Source organism: Microcoleus sp. Pol8_D6 (assembly GCF_036700965.1).
GTDB lineage: Bacteria > Cyanobacteriota > Cyanobacteriia > Cyanobacteriales > Microcoleaceae > Microcoleus.
This window is the reverse complement of the sequence record NZ_JAUBPW010000004.1, coordinates 77578-94352: the sequence shown is the minus strand read 5'-3', so window position 1 is coordinate 94352 and position 16775 is coordinate 77578. Positions and strand designations below refer to the sequence as shown.

Sequence of the window (16775 nt, the reverse complement as noted above, 5' to 3'; positions counted from 1 at the left end):
TAGAGCTTATTGTTGGCCGATCGCCCTTTACATAAGTAAACTTCTGTAAAACCCGCGATGTCCATTGTTCGTAGTCAGGAATGCCAGTCCTTTCTAGGTTTTCTCGTTTGCAGACTCAGGCCTAACTATGGTTGGATGGGTTGGTACGGATATCTCGCTGGCTTCATACCTATAACCAGGCTGCCCAGAAGCGAGGATAGACTGTAAATTATAAATGTATCGAATAGTAACGGTCTTATGTACAAGCAACTAATTTCAAAGATCAAACCGCTTTTGAAATCACTATTTGCGATCGGTCTGGTACTGACGCTAGCCCTCGGTAACGCTGATGGAGCTCTGGCTGCCCGCAGCGGAGGACGCATCGGTGGCGGATCTTTTAGTGCTCCAGCGCGCAGTTACTCATCCCCGAGTCGCACTTACGCGCCGTCGGGAGGAGGCTACTACCCGGGCGGCGGCTTTGGCGGTGGCTTCGGTTTCCCGTTCTTGCTGCCGTTTTTTGGCTTTGGGGGCGGGTTTGGCGGCCTGTTCTCGATTTTGATTTTTATCTCGATCGCTAATTTCCTTGTCCAAAGCTTCCGTCGCGCCGGGGGCGGAACTGACGAACTCGGCAACAGCGCTTCCACTACCACTGTATCTGTCGCCCGCTTGCAAGTTGGTTTGCTAGCAGAGGCCCGCGGTTTGCAAGCCGAACTCGACTCCCTAGCACTAAAAGCGGATACCGATACCGCAGCAGGTCGTGCTCAAGTGCTGCAAGAATCTACTCTGGCGCTGCTGCGGCATCCTGAATACTGGGCTTACGCGGGCGCTGAATCTGTGCAAACTCGCTTGGAAGCAGCCGAAGCTAAGTTTAATCAATTTTCTTTGGCAGAACGCAGCAAATTTACTGAAGAAACGCTCTCGAATTATAACAATCAGCTCCGGCAAGCAGGGAGCAGCAATATCCTGCCAGGTTTGCAGGAAAATGGGGCGCTAGTTGCTTCTGATTTGAATTCAGATCCTGGGGAATTTATTGTGGTGACGGTGATTGTCGGTACTCAAGGTAAATTGCAATTGCCAGCAGTGAAAAACTCTGAAGATTTGCGCCAAGCTTTGCGTCAGATTGGGGGAGTATCGAGCGAGCAGTTGCTGGCGGTTGAGGTGCTGTGGACTCCTCAAGCCAACGGGGACACTCTGACTGCTGACGATATGTTGGCCGGCTATCCTGATTTGCGATCGATTTAGTGAGCAAGACTGGGCGCGGAGCATTATCTGCCGCGCCCCATCCTGCAGCCAAGCTGGGCGGGTGAACCCCATTGCTTTTGAGACGGGAATTTCGCGGGATGTTGGGGAGGTTGATCGAGTTAAAAAAGATTGTTTAACAAATGCTAGTATTGAGAGATTATGTTTCAGCGTGATTTATCTGCTATTGGCAAAGCCTTCCCGATATGGGTTTTGCGAAGAATTTAGGCAGGATAAAAAAAATGTATTAAGCGAGGGCTGCTTCGGAAGAAGTTGCGATCGCGCGTCATCTAAATTTTATATAAATAAGAAGCGATCGAGAGCTAAAACTTATGGCCGACAGCAGCAGAAAAAAAGCACTTTTTATTTTGAGCCAGTTAAATAATGACGATATCAACTGGATCGTCCAAAAAGGCAAAAAGGAAGTTCTAGATCCGGGCGGGATTTTGATCTATGAAGGGAGACAGATAGATGCGCTCTACATTGTTTTGAAGGGGAGTTTGAGCGTTTTAATCGAGGCTGAGCGGACTAGAGAACTCGCTAAAATAGCCAGCGGAGAACTGGTGGGAGAAGTCTCTTTCATTGATGCTCGCCCTCCTTTGGCAACGGTGAAGGCGATCGAAGAAACTCACTTGCTGGCAATTCCTAGGCGGCAGTTAGTCATCAAACTTCAAAACGATATGGGCTTTGCATCCCGGTTTTATTATGGAATTTCACTGTGTCTGGCAGACAGAATGCGCGGTACGATCCGACATATAGAATATGGTCGCAATCTAGAATTAGATCAACCAGAATTTGAACGAGAGGATATCAATCCTAACGTTATGGAAAATTTGGCGCTAGCTGAGGCTAAGTTTAATTGGCTGAGGGAAAATGTTAAAGCTTAAGGAATTTTAAGGCGTTTTTAAGCTGGGTCTGAAAACTTGCCGATTGATACGGTCATTGAGAGATGTACGATGTAACTTCTCAACTCAAAAAACAGATGTGCAAAACAAAATAGGGGCGGGTCGTACCGGAAATATCGATCGATAATTGCCGAAACTATAAAAACCCGCCCCTGTGCTTTGCCGTTGCAACCTCGTGCGCCCAAATGCAACTACCAACTAGACAATCTAGATAATGCCCGGCCCTTTGCCGCGGGTGTCTGCATCCATTGTCAGTTTTCCTTCTTCGCCTTTTTTATCTTTGATTTCTGCGAGAATTCGAGCGCGTTCTGCAGCTTCGGCTTCTTCTTTTGCTCTCAAATCGCCCGGTTCGTTGATGTACATTTCCGGTTCGACCGCGTAATTGTTAACCAGACCTTCTTTGTCTACTGTATAACCATCTGTAGTGTGAATGCTTTCGTCATCGGTTTGGTCATCAGTTTTTGCACTTTTCTGCTTCCCTTCGGTGGTTGTGTGCATGAAGTTAGCACCTTCCCGTTCTTGCCGCGCTGCTGTCTCAGCAGGAGTAATGCCCCTGTCGTAGTGGGGGGCTTCCATATTGGCTTCGATTTGTTCGTCGGCAGGTGTTGATTTGCTAACTTCTTTTTTGGGGGGTATTGGTTGGCGATTAGTCATGATTTATTCCTGAGTTATCTTTTCAAAAAGGTCTTTGGCTTATGTTTAAATAATAAGTGTAAGCTAACTCATTAACAAACTATCTTTGGTTATAGTTTGCGAGAAATTGCTGCGATCTCCCATACATTTAGTGAGTCTTCCTCAAGACTGATAAATTTCTCTTTTTATTGAAATTTTCACATTTTCTTACTCTTTGACATCTATCTAAAGACAGATAATATCCCTTCAGGTCAATTACCTCTAATCAAGGGGTTTGTAGTGAGGACTTTGGTCTTCAGAAGATTTTTATCATGACTAAAGTCCAATGGCACAGAAAAAGGCTTAATCACGCCCTCCGTTTAGCTTTTAAGACAGAGCGAGGTTCCTGCATTCAAGGATACGGTTTCAGCCTGGGTTTCTAAACACTAGATTCAGAATGCTCAGGTCGAATCGTGAGTAAATTAGTTGCCACCTGTTCCAAAAGTAATTGACGCCATTGTCGCTGTTGGCGTTTTCCTGTAGTTGCCAACAGCATCAATAACAGATTAAACTGCTGCCTGGTTGATTGGAATGAGAGTTGAAAAACTGTATTTTCTGACCAAGATACAGCCTGCCACATAATGGTACGTAATCAAGTGTAAGCTAATCAGTATGTCCAGATTTATTTTCTCACCATCACCGGAGTTTTAGCTGTTAACATCTCCATTTTTAACGTGGTTTTGAGATAGCGTCAATTAACTGCTGCTGCCGACCAACGAAACCCAGATAAACAAGTCAAGTTTTCAACAGTATAGCGTTTGGTATCCACCAATATCGTCACTACAATGATAGGCTCAGCTCTGAAGCCACGGCGCTTAATTCGCCATACTTCCCGGACGCTGAAACTAGACGTTCATGCCTGGAATTCCTCTAAATTCATGTGGTTGGGACACTGTTGGGACTGATTCTCGACGACTTTATGAGCGCCAATTTCCAACTTTTTTCCCCGCTCTTAAGTCAGTTTTACGGAAATGATTTCTACGGAAAACAGCATCTTATCCTGGCTGTTTCACCACAACTAAATCGACATAATTACCATAAGTTTGCTCTGGCAATATCACATCGTCGGGGATTAAATTTGCATCAATCAAACGGCTGAGCACAATCTCACTGCTCGCCTGCGTCAGCTATGCCAGCGGATACTACAGCCAAGCGTGAGCAATCAAAAGAGTACCACTATTTTAGCGACGGTTCATCCACACCCAGCTTTTTGATTGCTGTGTTGCGGATACTCGGCTTGATTAGCAGCAGTATGATTCATCAACACTGTTGTCCCATCTAGTACCCGCACCCGTCGTCCACACCATTGTTGTTATATGAGAACTTGCTTTTCTCTCTTCCTCTGCGACTATGGGTACTAACTGTTGAACGAGTTTATCTGGTAGTCGCTGACGAGCTTTACTGTCTGCCCCGGTATCAGAAGAAGGAGGCTGGACTCCGGCGGCACTGAGCCACGTACTCATCCGCTTCACGGCCCCCACTCAAACTTTTGTCGGGAGCGAGTACCTGGGATATCATCACCCACAATGTGACTATCGGTGTGTAGATGCTTTGGTCGTAGGTGATTTTCTCGTTCGCTAGAAGCTCCTGGACTAACGAATCTGGCAGCAGCTTCTCCCAAGGTGAGGCAACGCTCGGCAAAAATTGTTGTTTAAGAATGCACGCACGATTTGGCATAATTGAGAGAGATATTGTGGTTGGTCAGGCAATTATCTATGTAGATATTGCCTTACAGATTTTTTGGGGCTCACTTTTTCAGTGCCATTGGACTAAATTCCTCACTAAGAACCGGATCGATCGCCCTCAAGCGCTAAGCGGAGGAATTTGACCAGGCATGATATCAAGTATCATCAGGTAACGGTGGCAGTAATGCCTCTAATTGCACCAGTAAACCAGGCAAAACACTTGTAACAATATTCCACATAACTTCTGGTCTCACTTGGTCATAACGGTGAACTAAAATATTGTGTAAGTTAATCGCATTTCGCCAATCAATTTCGGGATGAAACTGCTGAAACTCGATCAAAAATCTGCGAGCTGCTTCGCCCAAAATCCCCAACTGCCGCTCTACGGCACTTTGCATAAAAACACTTTCCAGGTAAGTGTCGTAATAAGCATCAGCAGTAAACTGTTGAATCCGAGGGATTGCTTGCGCCATGTCCCAAAGTGCAGCACTATCCCGATCGTTCGCTGGCATAAATCACTCGATGCGTTTTCAAAATGTTCGATCGCCGATAGGGATTTTTTAACTGCTTTTTTCCACCAAATCTACAGAACGGTGAAATAAATCCTCTATCTCTTCCTGCATACTCAATAAATGAGACAGCGTGAGGCGGTGCGAGGACTCGTAAGTAACTAATACATCCACATCGCTATCAGGGCGAAAATCATCCCGCAGCACCGAGCCAAACAGGGCAAACTCGACAATGTTCCAGCGCTGGCAAAATTGCGCGATCTCATCTAAAGAAACTTTTAGGTGATCGCTCACTACATATTGTAAATCCGCTTGTAACTCAATCATGGGCGAGTCAACCTCAGACTACAAAATTCAGAGAATCCAAGCATTGCTATAGCAGCCGCTAATTTACCACACTTGAGCATCCCAGACACATTTAAGTTTTCGATGCAAACAAAATTTACTACACTTACTGATAAGATGAGAGGAGCTAGATTGAGAGGTCATCTTATGTCGCCGATAAAACAACGCCTTCTAGAAGCGATCGAACGGACTCCTGAATCGCTTTTAGAGCAAACCCTGACATTCCTGGAATTTTTGACCAGTCGGACACAGACCGCGCTCGCCCCAGACTTCGACTCGGATTTTGACTCAGACACCGACTCCAACGACAAAATCCTCGCTGACCTGAAAGCCTCCCTCCACCAAGTCAAAGCGGGACAAACCTTCCCCATCGATCAGCTCTGGGACGGCATCAATGTCTGATATGCCAGTCCAACTCAAATTCACGGCACTCTTCAAATGTCGCCTCAAAGGACTCGCTAAAAGGTATCGCCAAATTCAAACCGATGTTAAGCCCGTCCTCGATCAGATTATCCAAGGAAACTTCATCGGAAACCAGATTACAGGCACCCATACACCGTTTACAAAGTCCGGGCCAAAAACAGTGATGCCCAAGTTGGTAAGAGCGGTGGCTATCGTTTGATTTATCAAGTTGAATCACCGACTCAGGTTGTTTTACACCTGATTTACTCGAAATCAGAACAAGCAAACGTCTCGGCCGAGGAAATCCAAACTGCGATCGCACAATACCACGCAGAACCAGGCGAATAAGACATTTTTCAAGTCTAAACTTTGGATATCGCCGACATTGATATCATATATGGCCCAAGTCCCGACCTTCTTGCGGCAGCAGTGTATCTTTGAGAGTTGACACAAATTTTTTAAACTTGTGCTAACTCTTGACTACATAATACTGACTAGAGTGAAAAATATGCAAAAACGCAAGCAACAAACAAACCAACCTATGAACTTTTCCCAGAAGTCAGGCGGCAAAAGTGCCACACCCCCAAAAATCAACTCAACACAGAATCTCACCGCCGCAGGATTACGGAAATTACTTTTTGCCGCCGGAATAGCCTCTCTGTGCGCTAGCTGTCAAAATCCTGAAGCACCCACCGCCACAACTCCCGGAGGCAGCCCCGGAAGCAGTCCCGCAGCCACTCCCGTCGCAGTCAGCAGCCCCGGCGACCCAAATACTGTCAAAATTGTCTCCATGCTGCCCATGACAGGCAGCGCCCTAGGTCAAGCTCAAACAATGGTCAACGGCATCCAACAAGCCCTCGCCGAAACCAACTCGAAAGCTTGCGACGGCAAAATCCAAATCCAATACGAAGTTTATGATGACGCCACCGCCGCCGCCGGCAAATGGGACCCAGCCCAAGTAACGTCAAACTCCAACAAAGCCGTGGCTGACGGTTCGGTAGTTGCCGTCATCGGTCACTATAACTCCGGTGCAGCCAAACTTTCCATTCCAGTGCTCAACCAAGCTAACATCGTCATGATCAGTCCGGCCAACACTTATCCGGGACTGACTAAACCAGGAAAAGGCGAAGCCAAAGAACCCAACGTTTATTATCCCGCTGGTACTCGGAATTTCACCCGCGTTGTCCCCGCTGACGACCTTCAAGGTGCTGTAGCTGGCAACTGGGCGAAATCTTTGGGCGTGCAAAAAGTCTACATTCTCGACGACCAAGAACTCTACGGCAAAGGCATCGCTGATGTTTTTGAAGCAACTTCTAAAAAGTTGGGAATTCAAGTCCTCGGAAGAGAGGGAATTGATATTAAAGCTAGCGACTATAAGGCGTTAATGAATAAAATCAAAGCTTTAAATCCCGACATGATTTACCTTGGAGGCACTACTCAAAGCAATGCGGGACAAATAATTAAAGACATGAGAAATGTCGGAATGACGCCTGATGCAGTTAAGTTCATGGGGCCCGACGGCATTAAAGAGCAAGCTTTAATTGACGCGGCAGGCAAAGATGCCGAAGGAGTTTACGCTACTTTTGGTGGCTTGCCTCCTCAAGAATTGACTGGTGCGGGTGCGAAGTGGTACACAAGTTACAAGGCAAAATATAATGCTGAACCGGAAGCTTATGCAGCTTACGCCTATGAAGCTGCTAAAGTTGCGATCGGCGCAATTAATAAAGTTTGCAAAAATGACCGTGCTGCTATCCGCGAAGCTGTCTTGGCAACTAAAGATTTTAACGGGGTACTCGGGACTTGGAGTTTTGACACCAACGGCGATACGAGCTTGACTACAATGTCAGGAAATGTTGTTAAAGGTGGCAAGTGGGAGTTCGTGAATGCGCTCAAGACGGAATAATTAATTAGGAGGAAGAGGGAAGTTCGGCAACGGACTTTATAACGGATTTTATAACGGATGTAACGGATATCAGGAAGAAGGAAGAAGGAAGAAGGGATAATAAAAATTATGCCTTTTTCCTTCTCCCTCCAATGTCCCATGCCCGATGCCCAATTCCCACTTCCCGATTCTCGATTCTCGATGCCCAATTCCCAATTCCCAATTCCCAATTCCCAATTACTCAAAAACATGAAGAACTGGAAAAGTATTCTATTATATCTAGGTGTAGTTTATATAGTTTTGCTATTAGGGCCGATCGCAGGATTTGACCTGCCAAAAATTGTTGGAGAAATAGTCAGCAATCCTGAAGTTTTTATCCAACAATTATTAGTTGGTCTGGTCAACGGCGCGCTGATTGCAATTATTGCTTTGGGTTACACTATGGTTTATGGCATTATTGAGTTAATCAATTTTGCTCACGGCGACTTGTATATGTTGGGTGCTTTTGCTTCCCTAACCGTGTTCGGGGCTTTTGGGATGCAAGATGGCGCACCTTTGGCTATTGCTATACCGGTGATGTTAGTTGCTTTAATTGTATGTTCGGTATTTTGTGCTGGACTCAATATTGTTGTGGAAAAGTACGCTTATCGGCCTTTGCGAAATGCTCCCCGTTTGGCTCCTTTAATTTCAGCGATTGGAGTTTCTTTTATTTTCCAAAATATGGGGCTGTTTTGGGGAGGATTGAAAGCTTTTATTCCGGTGATGGGTTCTAATTCTGCTGCGCCGAAAAGTTTTCCCGATTTGTTGCCGCGAGTTGATATTTTCAAAGCTTTGGGAATTCAAACGAGTATTGTATTTACTACGAAAGATTTAATTGTGTTGGTGGTTGCTGTGGTATTGATGGTTTTGCTTCATGTTTTTGTCCAGTACACTCGTCTGGGAAAGGCGATGCGGGCAACGGCTCAAAGCCGCGATGCTGCTAAAATTATGGGCATTAATGTGGATCAGATTATTGCTCTGACTTTTTTGATTGGGGGAGCTTTGGCGGGTTCGGCTGGGATTCTGGTTGGTCTGTACAACAATACTATTGTTTTTACGATGGGGTTTACGGCGGGTTTGAGGGCTTTTACGGCGGCGGTTTTGGGGGGAATTGGCAATATTGTGGGGGCGATGTTAGGAGGGGTTTTGATTGGGTTGCTGTCGTCTTTGAGCGATCAGTATTTGTCGAGTCGCTGGACTAATGCTTGGGTGTTTGGGGTTTTGGTGGTGATTTTGGCTTTTCGGCCAGGGGGTTTGTTGGGCGAAAATGTTCAGGAGAAGGTTTGAAATTGCTGGGTTTAAATAATGGCAAGAGATACTTATCGGGACTTAAACAAAAAATACGAGCTAAATGAGTTCTAATGCTTGAAGAGCAAGCATATAACGTTGTTAAAGAATGAGCAATGAAAGAGACGACCCCCGCCGCGATGCCCTGACATGTGTAGGTTTTCCCTTGCTAAACCCTGCAAACAAACGACAGTGCAAGGGTTTTAGGCTTTTGCCTTGCTAAAATCTCAAACTCTTATCGGATAAGGCTTTTACCAAAAAACCTACATCTGTCAGACCGCGATGCCCCCTGCTTTGATAGATGGTGTCAAAGATTTGACGATATCTTTGGTCATCAAGCCCAAAAACAGGAGTTTAGGAACTATTTAGGCGGATTATTGGGAGATCAGGAGCGAAAAAACCTCTCGCAGATGGCGACAAACGCCGTCGGAGTAATTTAGCACAAATTACACCATTTTTTAACTGTCGCGCCCTGACGGGATTGTCAACCCATCAGCAATTTGATATTATTGATAGGCATTGCTTAAAGTTGTGCTGTGATTCAAGGTCAAAAAATCAAGGCAATGGGACTTCTAAAATATGTGGCTAAGTTAACTGAATACGGGCGATCGACACGTCGCCCTAGTAGTTTTTGAATTGGATTATATGGTCAATGTTGGGTTCCGCGAAGCGGAGGGAGTTGGCATGGAATGCAAGTCAAGAAATTATTACGCTCATTAATCGGAATTAGGCGCAATAAACTACGATTTTTTCAGAGGGTATGATGGCTATGTCCTTGATTCTCTCAAGGTTTTGACTCTTGTTGTCACCCCCTCAGGGGTAATGCTTGTATCACAGTTTAAATGCACAACAGCTTATATGGATTGTCCAGTGGCCCACTCACTCATGCCATCTCAACAATCTACTCCCGACAAAGAAGCCCCCAAAGTCTCATGGTTCTAGCGGTTGGTTGTTTTAAGTTTGGGAGGAATTCGATAAATAACCCAGTTGGGTGTTTCTTGATAGAGTTCCAATGTTTTTTGAATGTATGCAACTAATTTAGGGTTATCTTTTGCAATTTGATTATTGTCATATTTAACAATTCCCATCCAATCTGCTCCCTTGGCAATCAAATCTTCCAAGATGGCAATTAAAGTATCATCTGTCATGGGATATTTCCAATAAATACTATTCTTTTTCTTGCTCTCTTGAGGACTAGAAGGAGGCAAACCCCAATAAATAGCAGGAGGAAAAACCCAGCCACGTCGGCGACTATAATAGATAGCTACGGGATCGCCACCTCCACGATTAGCTATAGTAACAAGAAGGTCACTTGGTTGAGTTATTTGCTGCAAAGCTCTCCCTAGTTCGTAACCATCTTTTGCCCAATTAGAATAGCACCATCGGTTTAACTGTCTATAACTAATTCCAGAAATGATTAGTAGTATTGCCACTATGAGTGCTAATGCTGAAGATGAACCTCCAATTCGCTTGGCGAATGAAGCAAGTGCTATCAAACCATTTCCTGCTAGAGCTGCGGCGGCTGGGTTGATAATATTTAAGTTAGAGGGATTTAGGACGAGCTCTTGAGCGCCAATGAAGTAATAAATGGCAAAAGCAAGTATCCACCAATGAAACATCCCTGGTACTGGTACAGCTACATTACTTGACTGCTCTTCTGATTCCTGGGTAGGAAGTTTATAATCAGGAGGAAGGAAGAAACCAATAGCCACAAGGATCATAATGGGATATGTCCAAAGCCAGCGATAAAGATAATTATATAGTTGAGGAAAGAAATATTTTTGTTGCCACCATTCACGTGAAGGAGGATCCCAGAGCCAGTTCCCGCTGCCAGCAAAGTGGTAAGGCGGATAGGTGAGAGAAATATGCCTCGCCCACAAATAATAGGCAGCTACTGGGAGGAGGATGGAAATGGCAGCTACTCCAATTACTATGAGCTTTTTCGGGCGCAGTAATCCTCGATGACCCAGGACAACAAATATTGTATAGAGCATCGGAATGCCAATGATTAAACCTGGTAGTTTGGTTAAAAAGCCCCAAATTGCAAAGAGGGTGGCAAGTAATAAATAATACCAGCGGTCAGTTTGTAGGTAAGCAATCAGCATCCAGAAACTTGTGACAACTAATGCAACCATTGCCGGGTCTGGAAGGAAAGACCGATCCAGACATATATTTCCTGGAAAAATTGCGATAATTGCAGCACTCATAAGAGCGCGATCTCGATCCCAAATACGAGAAACTAACTGATAGAAGGCAAATATTCCCCACAAGCTAAACAGGACAACGACGCTGCGTCCCACCCAATCATGCTGTCCCAATACAGTATAGAGAAGGGCTGTAATATAAGTAACTGTTTGAAATTCGCGTCCATTATAGCTAGGCCCTGGCCCATCCCAGCTAACTTCAGGGTAGAAGATATTCCCATTTCTGCGATAGAAATTTTCGGCCATCATGGCTGTGCTTGACTGACGCCAACTAAAGCTATCAATAAATGGCTGATTGATATGAATCAATCGCACAATAGCAGCCACTACCATAATTGAGATAAGGAGATAAGTGGTGTTCCTATAAATTGGAATTTTCATCTTGGCTCTGATGATATAAAAAATATCTGACCTGTAAAGCTACGCAGTAAGGTAGTAGAACCTAGACAAGGGCAGCGCTAGCTAACTAACCTTACACCTTGGAAGATATCTTGGTCAAGTGGAGTAAGCTAACCAGCACAGAGGGGGAGCCTTCACAGCCTGCTCCCCCAAAAGGTTGCAGGTTCTCTCCTGCGTAATTTTTTTATTGTCTGATTTCGAGTTGTGCTTGAAAATTCCTATTTATAAGTGCCAAATAGAAATAGGAAGAGTCAACAGTTTTATCATGTATCTGAAGGATTCTCCCCAAGCGATCGCAGTTAGAGAAAACCGGCTTTACTGAAATTAGATATGCTCAAGCCTAGGGAAAGAGTGAAAAAACGCGTTGCTGAAATTAGGTATGGATCAGATATGAAGGGGCGCATCTCGAAACTTGAAATAGTGGATGCAATAGCAAGCGAATTGAGTATGTCAGCATTTGTAATTGTTTAGAGTAACAAGGCGTCTGGCGATGCAGTCTGGCTAGATAGTGTGGTAACCGGGTGTTCTCCCCTTCCACCCTTGTTATGTAAGTTTTGCCGACAATCTGAGATCCGGGGGAAATAAATCCTGGATAGACGCTCCAACCGTCGGTATTTTAAGTTATAAGATGTTCCGGTTCTCTATCGAGAGCATCCTTCCAATTGCGCAGAAAGCGAGGCAAATGGGGTAGCCAAAACATCCGTTGAACGCACTTATGATACCTCTATAGCAATCCTAAATCAGTTGTAAAAATATGTAGGGGTAGTGCCCCCGTGCCTACCCCCCACGGATCGGGGCAACCACGGGGGGTTTGCCCCTACAAAAATTACACAATTTATTTAGAATCGCTATATTCAGCAACGCTACCTTAAACTATTATATGTTAAGGACAAAAAATAGTCAGCGTTCGCCGTCATCTTCCTATTACTGAAAAAATACTTAATGGGGCGATGGGCACCATTGAAGTTTTATTGCCCAGTAGAACATAGCGCTACTCAATTGAGTGGAATACTGTACACCCAATTAAATATTACCTGGTTTTAGCCAGCCAAAAACTTCGCCTAAAGTCAACTGCATTTCCGGCATAAATTTGGGCATCGGAAGTATATCTGTTGGTTCTTGCAAGGAAATAGGCTGCTGCCTTGCGGGATAGGCTAAAATGTTTTTTTCATCGGGATCGAGCAACCAACCCATCTGACAACCGGCATTCAAACAGTGCAAAATATTGTTTGTGACTTTGGTTTGGCTTTGGGCTGGGGACAATATTTCTATTGTCCAGTCTGGGTGAGCATTAAATGTATTGGCAATTTCGCCGTCAGCGTCGAGGGGAATGCGATTCCAAACAAAAATCGCGACATCGGGGACAATAGAACGTCCGCCAAAGGTGCAGCGAAGTTCTGGTAGGGCTAGGGCAATTTGCGGTTTCTCTGCGATGTCGTTGGTGACTGTTACGAGTCTGCCTTGTAGTTTGCTGTGTTTTCCTTGCGGCATAGGTTTTTGGACGATCGCACCTTTGATGTATTCGCTAGCGGGTTTGGTTTCTGGGAGTTGCAAAAACTCGTCGAGGGTGATAGTTTTTTGAGGTGCTTGTACCATATAGCGATCGCCCGTTTGAAGTGTGTTGGGGTAACAGTTCCAGTATATTTGAAGTTTCGTCACTTTTGGTGCAATAATCGAACTCAAAAGACTCTAAACTGTAGCTAGCCCGATCGACCGTTTCCACTATAAGCAGTCTATCACATTCATTGATGCAGAATTTGGCACTGCCCGCGTCAGTCGCATCTATAAACTGCGATTGCTAGCATTCTTTCCTCTAACTACTGACTAATGACTCATAACTTGTTCCTATGTCAAAAAAAATAATTAAAGCAATTAAATCGACTGGTATTTTAGGGGCAATCGCCTCTTTGACTGTTTTGTTATTCGGCGGTTGGAGTGGCACCGTGATCGGCTGGCTGATGGGTACGGCGGCGGGTTTTATTAGCTGTCGGGAGCAGAAGGTTTACAGCCCGAAAATGGGCGCGACTATTGGCAGTTTAGCGGGATTAGGATTGGGAGTTTGGCTGTTAGTTGCGAGTGTGGTAGAAGGGGTTGTGATTAGACCTTTTTCTGGTCAATCGGCTGTGGCTTTGCCGACTACGCTGCTGTACGGGATTTGCAGTTTGACGATCGCAATTTTGACCGCTACGTTAATGGGTGCTTTGCAGGGTTTGCAGGGAGAACGCCAGCGGCTGGCAACTCTGGTGACATTAGCTTTTATTCTAATTCTGTTTCCGTTTATCGACATTCAGGCTCAGACTGGCTGGATTGCTACTGTAGTACAGATTCAAATCTTTATTATGCTGGCGCTGGGTTTGAATATTACTGTGGGTTTTGCGGGTTTGTTGGATTTGGGATATGCGGCGTTTTTTGCGATCGGCGCTTACACGACGGCTTTGCTATCTTCTGGGCAGTTAAATATTGCTTGGAATTTTTGGGTGGTATTGCCGATCGCGGCCGGTGTAGCTGCGATCGCGGGCGTAATCCTGGGTATTCCCACACTGCGGCTCAAGGGCGATTATTTGGCTATTGTTACCCTCGGTTTTGGCGAAATTATCCCGGTTGTCTTTAGGAATTTAACCGCGATTCGGATTGACGAACCAGTCTCGAAGATTGTTGCGGCTGTTTTGGGAAAACCCGAGTTAGTGCTGTGTCTGGTTGGGTGCGATCAACCTTTTAACCTCACTGGCGGCGAAGCGGGAATAAACCCGATCGGGCGTCCATCTCTCCCCATCGTCGGCACTTTCAGCACCGGCAACTACTTTCCCTGGTACTACCTAATTTTACTGCTAGTTGTCTTCGCTTACTTCATGATTTCGCGGCTGCGAGATTCCCGCTTGGGCAGGGCGTGGAATGCCATGCGCGAAGATGAATTAGCCGCTAGTGCGATGGGCATTAACCTGGTCAAAACCAAACTTTCGGCTTTTGCGATGGGAGCGACGTTTTCGGGCTTTGCAGGCGCATTTTACGCCGCCTATATCAGCGCAATTTTTCCCAGCGTTTTCGATTTCTCTGTGTCGGTAATCATCCTGTGTATGGTGATTTTAGGCGGTTTGGGGAACATGACGGGGGTGATTTTGGGCGCTATCATTATCATGTCTGCCGATCGGCTTTATCTGCCACAATTAGCGCAAGTCCTCAAGGGTTTTCTGAATACTTTTGTACTCCCCAGGATTGCAATTCCCCAGTTGCGAGACTTTCTGGCCACCAGTTTAGACCCGATTCAAATGCGCTTATTTCTATTCGGCCTAACTCTTGTTGTCATGATGCTCGTGCGGCCAGAGGGGCTGATTCCTGATAAGATACACCAAGCTGAACTGCATTCGGATGCTGAAGCGAGCAATGAGTCTTTAGCCGATGCGAGAAGTCAATAAATAGGTAAGGGCAAAAACCATAGTATTTTGTAGGCAGGTTTAGCTAATAATCTAGGATGCAAGGGAGTTTAGGGGTATAAACACCCCCGTCCTCATCTAATGTTTATTTGTAACCAACTACTTAGTAAGGGTGAAAGATTAGCCATGAAGAATGTAACTGGTACTGCTTTTATCGTTGCGGAATTTAGAGCCGAAGAGAATGAAGAGGCAACTCCTCTCTACACTGATCATGTAGTAAAAATATGGCTGAATGAGGAAACAAAAAAAGTAGCTAGCCAAATAGCACAAAACTCTCCTGCGGCTAAAGAAATGGTTAAGTTGCGGACTAAATATTTTGATGATGTTTTGTCAAATCACATTTTAGGAGGTTGCAAGCAAGTAGTTATTTTAGGTTCGGGTTTGGATACTCGCGCTGCTAGAATTAATGGAGAAGGAGTGACTTATTTTGAAATAGACGACCAGGCGACTCTTCAATTAAAAGAAGAAACTCTCAAATTGAACAAAGTTACTGCTAATGTTCGCTATCTTCCCGGCGATTACGTAAAAGACGGTTTAATCTCCTTGCTGAAACAGAGTGAATTTGATTTCACTCGACCGACCTATTTTTTGTGGGAAGGCAACACAACCTTGCTTGAGAAAAAAGATGTAATATTTGTGTTAGAACAAATTCGTGACAATGTTCATAATTTCCGATTGTCCTTTGATTATATGTCGGAAAAGGTGATTTTGAGAACGACGGGCTACCAAGATATCAATGATTACATAGATAAATACGAAAGTATGTATGCACCCTGGATTACTGGGTTTGAAAAGATTGCAACTTTGGCTGACGAACTAAATCTCAAAGTTATTGAAAACTTTTCGACTGCTGATTTACACGCACAATATCGCCCTCGCCGTTCGCTAGAATCTAATCTTTTTAAGTTCTATTTTGTTTGTACCTTAGAAAATGCAGTAGGGTGCGTCAGTCAAGAGATTTGACTAAACTAACACAATTTGCTACTGACGCACCTTACCGCAACAAAGACGATCGCACTTTGTCTGTACGCTAGAAAATGCAGGAGGGTGCGTCAGTGATTTCTTGGACAATCGCAAACCATTTATTAGGTCAAGCGAATTCGTAAAGAATCAATCAGACGGTATTTAGTCAACCAATATTCTACCTCTGGCGTTAAAAGTCCCCGGGTAGCACCCTCATTAGCAGCCACTCTCAGAAAACGAAGCACTGCTTCAGGAACCTCATCAGCATTTAAGCCATCCCAGCACTGCTTTAATTCCTCAATTAGCCGATCGACTTTATCAAAATCCTCACTGCTTTGGGGTATTGAGTTAGACTCCCGAATTTGCAAATCTAAATTTCTAATTCGTTGGATAGTTGGCTTAAATGCCGAAACTTTATCCAGCACATTCAGGACTTCCTTATTCGTGTTCGGCATCTTTTCAGTTCGGTACAGCCCCCAAGCTTGACTCAATTCCTCTTTCAGAGACTTTTGTAATTGATTTACCGTATAAGTAAAATTTTTGTTGTTAAAATTTTCATTGTCTATAATCCACTCACGATCTTCCTGAAATTTTGCCTCAACATTAGCAATAAATTTCAGTAAACTGTCAGCCTTTTGAGTTAAATCAAAATTGGCCATTCCTCTTTCGCGAAAAGCTCTTAAAGATTGCACAAGAGGTAGAGTTCCAGTAACAGCTTGCTCGATCTGTTTTTGTCTAGATTGAAACCCTTGATAATGCTCTGCATACTTCCGAAGATTAATTAGCTTTTGAGACAAATCTCTCAATTCATGGGAGTTTTCGATCAGCATATTG

At 44.7% G+C, this 16775-nt stretch carries 14 protein-coding genes and 2 pseudogenes; 8 read left to right on the top strand and 8 right to left on the bottom strand.

What is annotated here, in order from left to right:
• The first annotated feature begins 237 nt into the window (after positions 1-237).
• Positions 238-1221, top strand: a complete 984-nt coding sequence (locus tag QUA10_RS03050; protein ID WP_333080988.1) for a DUF1517 domain-containing protein — start codon at positions 238-240, stop codon at positions 1219-1221.
• Positions 1222-1550: 329 nt separating this feature from the next.
• On the top strand, positions 1551-2105 hold the full coding sequence (locus QUA10_RS03045; RefSeq protein WP_333080987.1) for a cyclic nucleotide-binding domain-containing protein: 555 nt from the start codon (positions 1551-1553) through the stop codon (positions 2103-2105).
• 225 nt (positions 2106-2330) lie between these two features.
• Here QUA10_RS03045 and QUA10_RS03040 read toward each other — a convergent pair whose 3' ends face one another.
• The 4 genes and pseudogenes from QUA10_RS03040 to QUA10_RS03025 form a co-directional block, all read right to left on the bottom strand.
• Positions 2331-2777 (bottom strand): hypothetical protein, encoded by a 447-nt coding sequence (locus tag QUA10_RS03040; protein ID WP_333080986.1) that lies wholly within the window; start codon positions 2775-2777, stop codon positions 2331-2333.
• A gap of 370 nt (positions 2778-3147) precedes the next feature.
• Positions 3148-4472, bottom strand: a pseudogene (locus QUA10_RS29055) (IS4 family transposase).
• Positions 4473-4635: 163 nt separating this feature from the next.
• Complete coding sequence (locus QUA10_RS03030) at positions 4636-4992, bottom strand: HepT-like ribonuclease domain-containing protein (protein WP_333080984.1); 357 nt, start codon at positions 4990-4992, stop codon at positions 4636-4638.
• Positions 4993-5040: 48 nt separating this feature from the next.
• Positions 5041-5316 (bottom strand): nucleotidyltransferase domain-containing protein, encoded by a 276-nt coding sequence (locus tag QUA10_RS03025; protein ID WP_333080983.1) that lies wholly within the window; start codon positions 5314-5316, stop codon positions 5041-5043.
• Positions 5317-5481: 165 nt separating this feature from the next.
• Here QUA10_RS03025 and QUA10_RS03020 point away from each other — a divergent pair, with 165 nt between their 5' ends.
• From QUA10_RS03020 to QUA10_RS03005, 4 genes are all read left to right on the top strand, one after another.
• Positions 5482-5736, top strand: a complete 255-nt coding sequence (locus QUA10_RS03020) for a hypothetical protein (protein ID WP_333080981.1) — start codon at positions 5482-5484, stop codon at positions 5734-5736.
• Positions 5729-5956: a hypothetical protein gene (locus QUA10_RS03015; RefSeq protein WP_333080980.1), complete on the top strand. Its 228-nt coding sequence runs from the start codon at positions 5729-5731 to the stop codon at positions 5954-5956. The genes QUA10_RS03020 and QUA10_RS03015 overlap by 8 nt, the downstream gene beginning before the upstream one ends.
• A 321-nt stretch (positions 5957-6277) precedes the next feature.
• Positions 6278-7639 carry a branched-chain amino acid ABC transporter substrate-binding protein gene (locus QUA10_RS03010; RefSeq protein ID WP_333086166.1) on the top strand — a complete coding sequence of 454 codons (1362 nt, stop codon included), beginning with the start codon at positions 6278-6280 and terminating at the stop codon, positions 7637-7639.
• A gap of 108 nt (positions 7640-7747) precedes the next feature.
• Positions 7748-8944 carry a branched-chain amino acid ABC transporter permease gene (locus QUA10_RS03005; RefSeq protein WP_333080977.1) on the top strand — a complete coding sequence of 399 codons (1197 nt, stop codon included), beginning with the start codon at positions 7748-7750 and terminating at the stop codon, positions 8942-8944.
• A gap of 938 nt (positions 8945-9882) precedes the next feature.
• Here QUA10_RS03005 and QUA10_RS03000 read toward each other — a convergent pair.
• The 3 genes and pseudogenes from QUA10_RS03000 to QUA10_RS02990 all read right to left on the bottom strand — a co-directional run bounded on the left by QUA10_RS03000 (position 9883) and on the right by QUA10_RS02990 (position 13143).
• The gene (locus QUA10_RS03000) at positions 9883-11529 is read right to left on the bottom strand and encodes a glycosyltransferase family 39 protein (RefSeq protein WP_333080976.1); all 1647 of its coding nucleotides are present in this window, start codon (positions 11527-11529) and stop codon (positions 9883-9885) included.
• Between the two features lie 391 nt (positions 11530-11920).
• Positions 11921-12160, bottom strand: a pseudogene (locus tag QUA10_RS02995) (IS1 family transposase); the annotation flags it as partial.
• 410 nt (positions 12161-12570) lie between these two features.
• Positions 12571-13143: a Uma2 family endonuclease gene (locus QUA10_RS02990; protein WP_333080975.1), complete on the bottom strand. Its 573-nt coding sequence runs from the start codon at positions 13141-13143 to the stop codon at positions 12571-12573.
• 251 nt (positions 13144-13394) lie between these two features.
• On the opposite strand from QUA10_RS02990, the gene QUA10_RS02985 reads away from it, so the two are divergent.
• On the top strand, positions 13395-14960 hold the full coding sequence (locus QUA10_RS02985; protein ID WP_333080974.1) for an ABC transporter permease subunit: 1566 nt from the start codon (positions 13395-13397) through the stop codon (positions 14958-14960).
• A gap of 99 nt (positions 14961-15059) precedes the next feature.
• Positions 15060-15941: an SAM-dependent methyltransferase gene (locus QUA10_RS02980; RefSeq protein WP_333086165.1), complete on the top strand. Its 882-nt coding sequence runs from the start codon at positions 15060-15062 to the stop codon at positions 15939-15941.
• 122 nt (positions 15942-16063) lie between these two features.
• Here the strand turns inward: QUA10_RS02980 and QUA10_RS02975 are convergent, their stop codons facing one another.
• Positions 16064-16771, bottom strand: coding sequence for a hypothetical protein (locus QUA10_RS02975; RefSeq protein WP_333080972.1), 708 nt, complete (start codon positions 16769-16771; stop codon positions 16064-16066).
• Positions 16772-16775 lie beyond the last annotated feature (4 nt).